Origin of the sequence: Salinisphaera shabanensis E1L3A, assembly GCF_000215955.2 — a bacterium.
Classification (GTDB): domain Bacteria; phylum Pseudomonadota; class Gammaproteobacteria; order Nevskiales; family Salinisphaeraceae; genus Salinisphaera; species Salinisphaera shabanensis.
The window spans coordinates 21,576-33,145 of sequence record NZ_AFNV02000034.1 but is presented as its reverse complement, the minus strand read 5'-3'; the positions used below and the strand labels follow the sequence as shown (position 1 = coordinate 33,145).

Below are 11,570 nucleotides of genomic sequence, written 5' to 3'. Positions count from 1 at the left end.
ACCTGGTGGGTTTACACACCTAGTCCATATCGACGAGTTCGTTGAGCATGTCGATCAGCGTGGCCACCCGATCGCTGCCGAATTTGTGTTCGAGCTCGCGATAGATGGCCACGCTCTCCGGGGTGATTTCGCTGACGGTTCGATAGCCCTGGTCGGACAGGCGTAGTTGCACGCGGCGGGCGTCGTCTGGGCAGCGCTCGCGTATGAGAGCGCCCTGTTTTTTCCAGCGTCTTGATGATGCGCGACAGGCTCGACGCGAAGATACAGGCCCGGCCGGAAATCTCGGTCGCATCGAGCACCCCTTCTTCTGCGAGCACCCGCATGACGCGCCATTGCTGTTCGGAAATACCGTGGGCGTTGAGCATGGGGCGAAACCGCGCCATCACCGACTCGCGCGCCCGAAGCAGAGTCATGGGCAGGGCGTGTTTGGTCTCGAGCGGATGACGCTTGTAGTCGCGTTGTCGGGCAGGGCTGCTTGTCTGGCTCATCGGCCGGCTTCTCGATGTCGTCTGAACTGATGCGCCGGCCCGAACGATCTTGTAGCGATCGCGCGCACGGCCAGGCCATACGCAATGCGATGCTCGATCGACGGACAGGCCCGAAACGGGCCGGTGCGGCAGGATTCTTTTTATTGTGCATCAAGCAGCTGCCATGGCCTACCGGGCCATGGCGAGGCGTTCATGGTTGCTAGCACGAACGGGCCAGCGCGGGTTGCAGGGCACGCCCACAAACCGTGCGCTATGGCCCGCCTGTGGTCAGACGCGACAGGAGGCGTCGTATTTCATGCCTGGCTTATAGCTGGTTGCCGAGCTTGTATTCGCTGCTGTCGTCCTTGTCGCTCTTGCGGGTATAGGAGAAGCCGTCTGCCCCGATCGTGACCGCCATTTCCGAGCGGTCGGTGCGCGGGGCGACGGGCTGCGGCTTGCCATCGAGGTCGAGCACCAGCGAGGCCTCGGTGTACCACGAGGGCACCACGGCGTTGCCCCACCAGTCACGGCGCTGATTGTCGTGTACGTCCCAGGTGACGACCGGATTGTCGGGATCGCCGGTGTAATAGTCCTGCGTATAGATTTCGATCCGGTGCCCGTCAGGGTCGCGCAGGTAGAGATAAAACGCGTTCGATACACCGTGGCGACCCGGGCCGCGCTCGATATGGTCAGACAGGCGCAACGACCCGAGTTTGTCGCAGATATAGAGGATGTTGTGTTTTTCGTGCGTGGCGAAGGCGATGTGATGCATGCGAGGGCCTTCGCCGCCGGTCATGGCGGTATCGTGCACGGTGGATTTGCGGCGCATCCAGGCGGCATAGACGGTCTGGTGTTCGTCCTGAATGTCTTCGGTTACGCGAAAACCCAGATCCTGCATGAATCGGGTCGCGCGCGGCACATCCGGTGTGACTTGGTTGAAATGATCCAGACGCACCAGGGCGCCGGCAGTGTGCAGGTCGTAGCGCCAGGCCAGGCGTTCGACGTGGGCTACCTCGTAGAAGAATTCGATCGGAAAGCCCAGTGGATCTTCAACGCGCACGGCGTCGCCTATGCCCTGGGTGAAGCCATCCTTGCGGCGCTCCACGCGACAACCGAGTTCGCTATAGAAGGCGACCGCCTTGTCGAGCTCCGCAGGCGACTGCACGCGGTAGGCAAAGACAGCGACCGCGGCCACCGGGCCCGGACGCAGCACGACGTTGTGGTGAATGAACTCTTCGGTCGTGCGTAGGTAGATTGCGTCGTCGCTTTCCTCGGTCACCACCAGGTCCAGCACGTCCACATAGAAGGCCCGCGACGCGGCGAGATCCGTTACCACGATCTCCATATAAGCACAGCGCACGATCTCGGGCGGCGGCGCGCTCGGTGTGGGCACCGGGTTATCGGTTGGCACGAATGCCTCGGCCGAGACATAGAAACCGGCAGACGTCAGTGTTTTATCGCTCATCTGGAATCTCCTCATCGCAGATCATGACTGCGCCGTTGCATACCCTGGGCGAACGGCTTTTGTTATCGGTCTCGGCGTGGCATCACGCCTTTCGTCGTCTATGTATGACGTTGTGACGGGTACATCCGTTGTTACCCGCGAATACGCCGCTGCCGATTCGCCCCGGACAGGTGCCGTACAGCCAAAAACCGATAGGTCGTGGGCGTGGCGCCAACATCGACATGATCGACCAGGACGCACTGCATCAGGGTTCGACTTATTTTGTTTAGCATGTTAAGTAATGGGGTGAGTGTCAAGCGAAGGACGACCTGTGAGCCGTTCTTCGTGGCGCCCTCAACTACTGCTGGAACAGTCGTGCAGGCAGGACAGGTACAACGGGTAAACGGTCGCGGCCGGCCGCCGCCGAATAATCGCGGTGGCCGAGGCCTTTCGTGTTTCTTGATACGACGCTGATTCGAAATGACGGTTTCACGAATTCAAAAGACGTCTTTTGGGATCGATAAGCATATTTGTAAGCGGCTGGTTATTAATAAAAATAACAGAAACAGCGCGAATTCTGCGTGTAGCATGCGTCTAATTATTCAAAAAATGATACTTGTTTAGGCCTTTGTGTTTTGATGTAGTATCGCTTTAAAGATCTCTCGGCAGCGATTAAACGGCAGGGTATAAGCCGTCATCGCCCCAGGCGGGGCGACGCGCCGACAGAACGCAATATTTATAAAGCCCGAACGCCCAGGCGTATCGGGCATGACCGGCACCGCCGGCGCGAGTACGGACAGGAGATATCAGTGAAAGCGACCGAATGCCGGAGTGCTGTGTATGCGCTCGACGGCTGGCATGCAGACTTGTCGACCGAATGCAGGGTCTTCGATAGGCCGGTCGATTACAGCGACGGGCGGGCGCGTCATGTTCGCTGAGTTCCTGCAGTACCTGTTTTCCGGGCTGACCGCGGGTTCGACCTACGCCCTGGTCGCATTGGGTTTCACGATCATCTACAACGCCAGCCATATCATCAACTTCGCCCAGGGCGAGTTCCTGATGATCGGCGGGCTGGGTTCGGTCATGCTCATGCAGTACGGCCTGCCCATGCCGTTGGCGATCGTGGCTGCGATCGTGCTGGCGGTACTCGCCGGCATTCTGATCGAAAAACTCGCGATCGAACGGGCGGCCACGAACGATATCGTGCCGTTGATCATCATTACCATCGGCGCGTCGCTGTTTCTGCGCGGGGGCGCGCAGTTCTTCTGGGGCAAATCGATCCATGCGCTGCCGGCGTTTACCGGCAATACGCCGATCAATATCGCGGGGGCAACGATACTGCCGCAGAGTTTGTGGGTGCTGGGTATCGGTGCGGTCGTGGTGTGCCTTCTGGCCTGGTTTTTCACCCGCACGCTCACCGGCAAGGCGATGCTCGCGGTCTCGCACAACCCGAACGCCGCGCGTCTGGTCGGGATCAACCCGCGCTTCATTCTGATGCTGTCGTTCGCGCTCGCCGGCGCGCTCGGTGCGGTGGCCGGGGCCGTGGCCGCACCGATCACGCTCACCGTTTACGACGTAGGCGTGATGCTCGGCTTGAAGGGTTTCGTCGCTGCCGTGCTCGGCGGGCTCGGTAGCCCGCTGGGTGCAGTGGCCGGCGGCTTGTTGCTGGGCATCATGGAGGCTTTCACGGCCGGCTATATCTCGTCCGAATACAAGGATGCGGTGCCGTTCGTGATCGTGCTGCTGGTGTTGTTCTTCATGCCCAGCGGCCTGTTCGGCTCGCGTGCGACGGAGCGGGTGTAATGGGTTGGCTCAAACGCATACCCCGTCCGGGCCTGATCGTGCTGGCACTGGCGCTCGCCAGCGCGCCGCTGATCTTTTCCAATCCGTATCAGTACGACGTGGCAATCCATGTGCTGACCAATGCCATGGTGGCGGTGGGGCTGAACCTGCTCATGGGCTATGCCGGCCAGATCAGTCTGGGCCATGCCGGATTCTTCGGTCTTGGGGCCTATGTCACCGCGGTGCTGAGCGCGAACTACGGCTGGCCGGTGTACCTGTCCATGCCGGCTGCCCTGGTGGTCGTCGCCGTACTGGCGTTCGTGATCGCGCGGCCCATTCTGCGCCTGTCGGGGCACTACCTGGCCATGGCCACTCTGGGTCTGGGGATTCTCATCTCGATCGTTCTGCGTACCGAGGCCGGCATCACCGGCGGCCCGGACGGCATGATGGTGCCGCCGATCTCGATTGGCGGTACCGATATCTACGACGAGCGCTACTGGTATGCGCTGATCGCCATACTGTTGGTGGCCACGGTTTGGCTGGCGCTGAACCTGATCGACTCGCCTGTGGGGCGGGCCCTGCGCGCGGTTCACGGCTCGGAGACGGCGGCCGAGGTGGTCGGCGTGCATACGCTGGGCTACAAGGTGCTCATCTTTGTGGTCTCGGCGGTGCTGGCGGCACTGGCCGGCGTACTCACCGCCCACTATTCGGGGTTCGTGACGCCGGGGCTGGCGAACTTCATCTACTCGATCGAGTTCGTGACCATGGTCGTGCTCGGCGGCATGGCCTCGACCTACGGTGCGCTCGTCGGTGCGGTGATTCTCACCCTGCTGCCGCAGTTTCTAACCGGCGTAGACGATCTGGAAATGATGATCCTGGGCGCGATTCTAATGGTGGTGGTGATCTTCATGCCCACCGGTCTGGTACCCACGCTTGCACGGCTGGTGCCGGGAGGCCGGCGATGAGCGCAATACTCGAATGCCGTGAGCTGACCAAGTCCTTTGGCGGTGTGGATGCGGTCGCCGATCTGTCGTTTACGGTCGCGCGCGGCAATATCCATTCGATCATCGGCCCCAACGGCGCGGGCAAGACCACGCTGATCAATCTGCTTACCGGTATCTATACGCCTACGGCCGGCAGCATTCTCCTGTCCGACCACGATACGCGCGGGCTCGCGCCCTACAAGCTGGCTCAGCGCGGGCTCGGCCGCACGTTCCAGAACCTGCAGATCTGCATGAATATGTCGGCGGTGGAGAACGTGATGGTCGGGCTCCACCTGCGCTTGAATCGCGGCTTCTTGGCCGCCCTGTTGCGGCTGAAGTCGGTGCGCGCGGGGGATCGCGATTGCCGTGCGCGGGCCATCGAACTGATGCGTTTCACCGGTCTGGAGAACCAGATCGACCAGCATCCCAGCGAAATGTCCTACGGCGCGCTCAAGCGTCTGGAAATTGCCCGTGCGCTCGCTGCCGAGCCCGAGCTGCTGTTTCTCGACGAGCCGGCAGCGGGCCTCAACGCCAACGAAACCCACGCCATCGGCGCGCTGATTCGTGAAGTGGCCGCGAGTGGGGTGACGGTGGTACTCGTCGAACACGATATGAAGCTGGTCATGGACGTCTCCGACGATGTGCTGGTGCTCAACTATGGCCGCAAGCTGGCCCAGGGCACGCCGCACGCGATTCAGAACGACCCCGAGGTCATCTCTGCTTATCTGGGGGGCGCATGAGTACCGCCGAACCATTGCTGCGTATTCGCGGCCTGCATACCCGCTATGGCGCGGTGACCGCGCTGCGCGACATCGATCTGGACGTAGCCCAGGGTGAACTGGTGGCGCTGGTGGGCGCCAACGGCGCCGGCAAGACCACGCTGCTGAACACGCTCTCGGGCATTCACCCGCACAGTCAGGGCGAAATTCATTTCGATGGCGAAGAGATCAGCCGCCTCAAGGCCCAGAAACGCGTCGCCCGCGGTATTACCCAGGTCCCGGAAGGCCGGCAGGTATTCGGGCCGATGTCGGTGGCCGACAACCTCGCGCTGGGCGCCTATGTGCGCGGTCGCGGCGCCGCGGTCGATCGCGATATCGACTGGGTATACGAGCTGTTTCCGATCCTGGCCGAGAAGCGTCGGCAGGCGGCCGGCATGCTCTCCGGCGGCCAGCAGCAGATGCTGGCCATCGGGCGTGCGCTCATGGCGCGACCGCGCCTGCTGCTGCTCGACGAGCCGAGCATGGGACTGGCGCCACTACTCATCGAAGAGATATTCGAGATCGTGCGCAACCTCAACGCCGACGGCATCACGATCCTGTTGGTCGAACAGAACGCGGCCGGCGCCTTGGCGATTGCCGACCGTGGTTTCGTGCTCGAAACCGGCGAGATCACGGTCAGTGGTACCGGTCGCGAGCTGGCCGACCATCCGGAGGTGCGGCGTGCCTATCTGGGCATCAGCGACGTGCCGGCAACCGAGAACGAACAAGACAAATGACAACAACTCGTCGATTGCGGTCGACGGGGCACACCGTGTGAGAAAACCAAGGAGACGTTATGCGAATCAAGACACTCGGAGCGGCATTGCTGCTCGCGCTGGCATCCGCTGGCACTGCCGCTTTCGCGGCGCCCGACGGCAAGCCGATCAAGGTCGGTACCTTTCTATCGGTCACCGGGCCGGCGTCGTTTCTCGGCGACCCCGAGCTCAAGACGCTGGAACACTGGGTCGGCAAGATCAACGACGAGGGCGGCGTGCTCGGCCGTCCGCTGGAGCTCGTGCATTACGACACGTCGGGCAATGCCGGCAAGGCACGTACCTTCGTCAAGCGTCTGATCAACTCCGATCAGGTCGACGTGATCGTGGGCGGCAGCACCACGGGTACGACCATGGCGGCGGTACCGCTGGTCGAGCGTTCGGGGGTGGCGATGATTTCGCTGGCCGGCGGTATTCCGATCATCGACCCGGTCAAGAAATGGGTGTTCAAGACGCCGCATACCGACCGCATGGCGGCCCGCAAGATTCTCAAGGACATGCAGAGCCGCGGCTTCACCAAGGTGGGGCTTATTTCGGGTTCCGGTGGCTTCGGCCAGTCCGGGCGTACCCAGACGCTTGAAGCGGCCTCGGAGTTCGATATCGAGATTGTTGCCGACGAAACCTATAACAACAGCGATACCGACATGACCGCCCAGTTGACCAACATCGCCAACACGCAGGGCGTGCAGGCAGTGCTCAACTTCGGCTTCGGCCAAGGTCCGGCCATCGTGACGCGCAACTACAAGCAGCTGGGTCTCGAGCTGCCGTTCTACCAGTCGCACGGTGTGGCCTCCGAGAAGTATATCGAGCTCGCCGGCGATGCGGCCGAAGGTGTACGTCTGCCCGCCGGTGCACTGCTGGTGGCCTCCAAGCTGGACGACGACGACCCGCAGAAGAAGGTCGCATTGGCTTACAAGCAGGAATACGAAAACGCGTTCAATGAGTCCATCTCTCAGTTCGGCGGTCATGCCTACGACGGGTTGATGATCGCGGTCGAAGCAATCGAGGCCGCGGGCAGCGCCGATCGTGGCGCCATTCGTGATGCCATCGAGAACACCGAAGGCTTCGTGGGCGTTGGTGGCGTATTCAACATGAGCCCCGACGACCACATGGGCCTGGATCTGTCGGCTTTCCGTATGCTGGAAATCCATGACGGGACCTGGACGCTCATCGACTGAGCCAGGTTTGGCTGCGGGCCGTGCAGCTTTGCCTGTATGGCTCGCAAGCTCGCCCGCCAGGCTCTAGAATCACGAGGTTATACGGTGCCCGCGCGCTCTGTGCCGCGGGCATTTTTATGCCAGCTTGTGTGTCCGACCGTATTGTCGCGGTCCGACAGCGCTCATAGGGAGAACACATTGGCACGATCCCGGCCTATCGATGCATTGATCGAAGAATTCAGCGCCCGCCGCTCTCTGCGCGCGACATCGCTGATCATTTCGGTCTATGGCGATGCGATTGCGCCGCGGGGCGGCACCGTCTGGTTGGGCAGCCTGATCAAATTACTGGAACCGCTGGGCCTCAACGAGCGCCTCGTTCGTACTTCGGTCTATCGGCTGTCCAAGGAAGGCTGGCTGAGTTCCGAGCAGATTGGCCGGCGCAGCTACTACAGCCTCACGCGTAGCGGCTGGCGCAGCTTCGAACGGGCCTATGAACGGGTCTATAGCGAGCCGCGGGTGTCCTGGGACGGCGAGTGGACGCTCGTGCTCATGGGGCAGGTGCCGCAGCGCAAGCGCGACACGCTGCGCAAGGAGTTGTCGACGCTCGGCTTCGGCGCATTTTCCAGCGATATGCTGGCGCACCCGCTACCGCCGCGATCGGCGTTGACGTCGGTGCTGCAGGATATGGATGTTCAGCGTCGTGTGGTGCTCATGCGTGCACGCAACGAAGGCCTGCCTACCTCGGCACCGCTCAACCGGCTTGTGCGTGAGTGCTGGAATCTCGAAGCGCTCGGCGTGCAATACGCCGAATTTCTGGATCGGTTCCGACCGGTCTGGCGCGCTATCGACAGCAACGGTGGGCTCGACCCACAGGCGGCGTTTCTGATCAGAACGTTGCTGATCCACGAAATTCGTCGTCTGCTGCTGCGCGATCCCCAGCTGCCCGACGATGTATTACCGGGCGACTGGCACGGCACGGCGGCGCGGCTTTTGTGTCGCAATCTCTATCGCGCCACCTTCCGACAGGCCGAAAGCTATCTGGCCGAAGTGCTGGAAACCGCCGACGGGCCGCTGCCCGAGCCGGCCGCCTATTTCTACGAGCGTTTCGGCGGTCTCTGAGCGCATCGGCGGCCCGGGTCGCCGGATGCAATAACCCGATACATTTGGCGTTCTCAAAGAGTTCGCCTGTATCGCGCTGCAATGCAGCAATGCCGTTTCTCACGTTGTCAGCGGCTTTTATTTGCGTCGTCGATCCCCTCGATTAATTCCTTTTAGCCAACAGATTTCAGGATTATATTTGTGTAATCAGCCAGTTGCGCACTGGGTCGCCGAAATCGAATGCGCGCGATATTTATTTGATACAAAACGTACGATCATGTAACTTGATCTGTATCAAAACGAGCGCTGCATCCGCGGCGCCGGTGTCGGCACGAGCCGGCATTACAACGCCAAGACAGCCTTTTCCAGGCGGGAGTGCGAATCATGTATGCACAGAATGTAAGTACCGGCACCCAAGGGGTTCGTGACGCCGACGAGCTGTCGCCGGAAGAGGCCGCGTTCCAAGCGCGCATCGACGGCAACATCAAGATCGAGCCCAAGGACTGGATGCCGGCTGCGTATCGCAAGACGCTGATCCGCCAGATCGGTCAGCATGCCCATTCCGAGATCGTGGGCCAGCTCCCCGAAGGCAACTGGGTCACGCGCGCGCCGACGCTCGAGCGCAAGGCGATCCTGCTGGCGAAGGTGCAGGACGAGGCCGGCCATGGCCTGTATCTGTATTGCGCCGCCGAGACGCTGGGCATCAGCCGCGACGAGCTGATGAACAAGCTGCACTCGGGCGAAATGAAGTATTCATCGATCTTCAACTATCCGACCCTGACCTGGGCCGACATGGGTGCCGTGGGCTGGTTGGTGGACGGCGCGGCGATCATGAACCAGGTGCCCCTGCAGCGGACCTCCTTCGGGCCGTATGCGCGGGCCATGGTGCGCATCTGCAAGGAAGAGAGTTTTCATCAGCGCCAGGGCTACTCGATCATGATGTCGATGGTCTCCGGCACGCCCGCGCAGAAAGAGATGGCCCAGGATGCGTTGAACCGGTTCTGGTATCCGGCGCTGATGATGTTCGGCCCGTCGGACAAGGACAGCGTGCATTCCGACCAGTCCATGGCCTGGAAGATCAAGATGAATACCAACGACGAACTGCGCCAGCGCTTCGTCAACGAGACCGTCCCGCAGGCGCATTACCTCGGGCTGACCATTCCCGATGACGACCTCGTCTGGAACGAGGAGACCGGGAACTACGACTTCAGCCAGCCGGATTGGGAAGAGTTCAAGGCCGTACTCAAGGGCAACGGCCCCTGCAATCGCGAGCGCCTGGGCGCCCGGATCAAGGCCTGGGAAGGCGGTGAATGGTTCCGCGACGGCCTTGCGGCCTACGCCGAGAAAGCGGCCAAGCGCCGGGTCGCCGCATAAGCGGTTATTGAATCAACGCAGAAGCACGGGAACTAACGATGGCGAACGAATGGCCGCTCTGGGAAATCTTCATCCGTGGGCAGCACGGGCTCAACCACCGGCATGTCGGTAGCCTGCATGCGCCCGACGCCGAGATGGCAATCAACAACGCCCGCGATGTCTATACCCGGCGCAAGGAAGGGGTTTCGATCTGGGTCGCGCGTTCGACCGAGATCACCGCGTCCACGCCGTCCGACAAGGGGCCGATGTTCGACCCCGCCGAAGACAAGATCTACCGGCATCCCACGTTCTACAACATTCCCGACGAAGTGGGGAATATGTAATGCCGTCTCTGTCCGACATGAACACCGATGACGTCACAAAGCTGGCTGACATCGCCGCGGCCGAGCAGACCCACGATGCGCACGTCACCAACGTCGAAACCCGGCCGGCGTTCTTCGAATGGCTGTGCCGCATGGGCGATACCACGCTGATCCTGGGTCAGCGGCTCTCTGAATGGTGCGGCCATGGGCCGGCCCTGGAAGAGGATATTGCGCTGACCAATACCGCACTCGACCTCATCGGCCATACCCAGCTGTGGTTGGGGCTGGCCGGCGAGGTCGAAAACGAGGGCCGGTCGGCCGATCAGCTGGCCTTCCTGCGGGATGCCCTCAAGTTTCGCAACGTGCTGCTCGTGGAGGTACCCAACGGCGATATGGGCGTGACCACCATGCGCCAGTTCCTGTTCGACGCCTTCCACTACGAACTGCTGCAGCGGCTGACCGAATCGACCAGCCCGCGCGTCGCCGAGATCGCTGCCAAGGCGCTCAAGGAAGTCTCGTATCACGTTGAGCGTTCCACCGATCTGGTGGTGCGTCTGGGTGATGGCACCCCGGAAAGCCATGATCGGATGCAGCAGGCGTTGGACATATTGTGGTCCTACACGGGCGACATGTTCGTCAGCGACGGCGTCGACGCCACGATGGCGGAGGCGGGTATTGCCCCGTCGCCGGATACGTTGCGCGAGGCCTGGCTGGCGCGGGTCGAGGATGTGCTCGACGAAGCGACCCTGAACGTCCCCGATAACGCTTCGTGCATACCGGCGGCAAGACCGGCAAACACACGGAGCATCTGGGCTACATCCTGTCCGATATGCAGTTTCTGCAGCGCGCCTATCCGGGCGCCAGCTGGTAGCCGCTGGCGCGGTGCCGTATGAAACAGCAACAGGCCGTAAACACCCAGCCGACAACCCAGCAAGTCTGGGAATGGCTTGCCGACGTGCCGGACCCGGAAATCCCGGTCGTATCCGTGACCGAACTCGGCATTGTCCGCGAAGTGGGCTACCGGGACGACACCCTGGTGGTCACGGTGACACCCACGTACTCCGGCTGCCCGGCGACCCTGGTCATCAACCAGATGATTGTCGAACAGCTGCGCTCGAAAGGCGTCGACGCATTGCGCGTCGAACGACGGCTGTCGCCGCCCTGGACGACCGACTGGATTACCGATTCGGCACGCGACAAGCTGCGCGCATTCGGTATTGCCCCGCCGGTCGATGGCACCGCCGCGAGCGGTCAGCTGGCCAGTCGCGCGTCGCGCCTGGCCGGTGTGACAGGCCCGGCGATCGCCTGTCCGCGCTGCGAATCCACGAACACCGAAAAGATCAGCCAGTTTGGTTCCACCCCCTGCAAGGCGTCGTATCGCTGCAAGGACTGTCTGGAGCCCTTCGACTATTTCAAGTGCCTCTGAGCGCCA

The 11,570-nt window shown here is 61.8% G+C and carries 11 protein-coding genes and 2 pseudogenes; 10 read left to right on the top strand and 3 right to left on the bottom strand.

The window, feature by feature from the left end:
- Positions 1-19 precede the first annotated feature (19 nt).
- The 3 genes and pseudogenes from SSPSH_RS19600 to hpaD all read right to left on the bottom strand — a co-directional run bounded on the left by SSPSH_RS19600 (position 20) and on the right by hpaD (position 1,932).
- On the bottom strand, positions 20-172 hold the full coding sequence (locus tag SSPSH_RS19600; RefSeq protein WP_244263538.1) for a hypothetical protein: 153 nt from the start codon (positions 170-172) through the stop codon (positions 20-22).
- Positions 173-272: 100 nt separating this feature from the next.
- Positions 273-323 (bottom strand): annotated as a pseudogene (locus SSPSH_RS19595) (homoprotocatechuate degradation operon regulator HpaR); the annotation flags it as partial.
- A gap of 469 nt (positions 324-792) precedes the next feature.
- On the bottom strand, positions 793-1,932 hold the full coding sequence (gene hpaD, locus SSPSH_RS16875; protein WP_006913739.1) for a 3,4-dihydroxyphenylacetate 2,3-dioxygenase: 1,140 nt from the start codon (positions 1,930-1,932) through the stop codon (positions 793-795).
- 906 nt (positions 1,933-2,838) lie between these two features.
- Between hpaD and SSPSH_RS16870 the strand changes: the two genes are divergently transcribed.
- The 10 genes and pseudogenes from SSPSH_RS16870 (at position 2,839) to paaD (ending at position 11,564) form a co-directional block, all read left to right on the top strand.
- The gene (locus SSPSH_RS16870) at positions 2,839-3,714 is read left to right on the top strand and encodes a branched-chain amino acid ABC transporter permease (protein WP_006913740.1); all 876 of its coding nucleotides are present in this window, start codon (positions 2,839-2,841) and stop codon (positions 3,712-3,714) included.
- Positions 3,714-4,658, top strand: a complete 945-nt coding sequence (locus tag SSPSH_RS16865) for a branched-chain amino acid ABC transporter permease (RefSeq protein ID WP_006913741.1) — start codon at positions 3,714-3,716, stop codon at positions 4,656-4,658. The genes SSPSH_RS16870 and SSPSH_RS16865 overlap by 1 nt, the downstream gene beginning before the upstream one ends.
- Entirely contained in the window at positions 4,655-5,416 is a 762-nt protein-coding gene (locus SSPSH_RS16860) for an ABC transporter ATP-binding protein (RefSeq protein ID WP_006913742.1), read from the top strand. The genes SSPSH_RS16865 and SSPSH_RS16860 overlap by 4 nt, the downstream gene beginning before the upstream one ends.
- On the top strand, positions 5,413-6,171 hold the full coding sequence (locus SSPSH_RS16855; protein ID WP_006913743.1) for an ABC transporter ATP-binding protein: 759 nt from the start codon (positions 5,413-5,415) through the stop codon (positions 6,169-6,171). The genes SSPSH_RS16860 and SSPSH_RS16855 overlap by 4 nt, the downstream gene beginning before the upstream one ends.
- Before the next feature lie 59 nt (positions 6,172-6,230).
- Positions 6,231-7,385, top strand: coding sequence for an ABC transporter substrate-binding protein (locus SSPSH_RS16850; protein ID WP_006913744.1), 1,155 nt, complete (start codon positions 6,231-6,233; stop codon positions 7,383-7,385).
- A 177-nt stretch (positions 7,386-7,562) separates the two neighbouring features.
- The gene (gene paaX, locus SSPSH_RS16845) at positions 7,563-8,483 is read left to right on the top strand and encodes a phenylacetic acid degradation operon negative regulatory protein PaaX (RefSeq protein ID WP_040608532.1); all 921 of its coding nucleotides are present in this window, start codon (positions 7,563-7,565) and stop codon (positions 8,481-8,483) included.
- A 363-nt stretch (positions 8,484-8,846) separates the two neighbouring features.
- Positions 8,847-9,836 carry a 1,2-phenylacetyl-CoA epoxidase subunit PaaA gene (gene paaA, locus SSPSH_RS16840; protein WP_006913746.1) on the top strand — a complete coding sequence of 330 codons (990 nt, stop codon included), beginning with the start codon at positions 8,847-8,849 and terminating at the stop codon, positions 9,834-9,836.
- Positions 9,837-9,874: 38 nt separating this feature from the next.
- A complete protein-coding gene (gene paaB / locus SSPSH_RS16835) occupies positions 9,875-10,159 on the top strand; it encodes a 1,2-phenylacetyl-CoA epoxidase subunit PaaB (RefSeq protein WP_006913747.1) in 285 nt (94 codons plus the stop codon).
- Positions 10,159-11,009: pseudogene (gene paaC, locus SSPSH_RS16830) on the top strand (1,2-phenylacetyl-CoA epoxidase subunit PaaC). The gene paaB and the pseudogene paaC overlap by 1 nt, the downstream one beginning before the upstream one ends.
- An 18-nt stretch (positions 11,010-11,027) precedes the next feature.
- Positions 11,028-11,564, top strand: a complete 537-nt coding sequence (gene paaD, locus SSPSH_RS16825) for a 1,2-phenylacetyl-CoA epoxidase subunit PaaD (protein WP_006913749.1) — start codon at positions 11,028-11,030, stop codon at positions 11,562-11,564.
- Positions 11,565-11,570 lie beyond the last annotated feature (6 nt).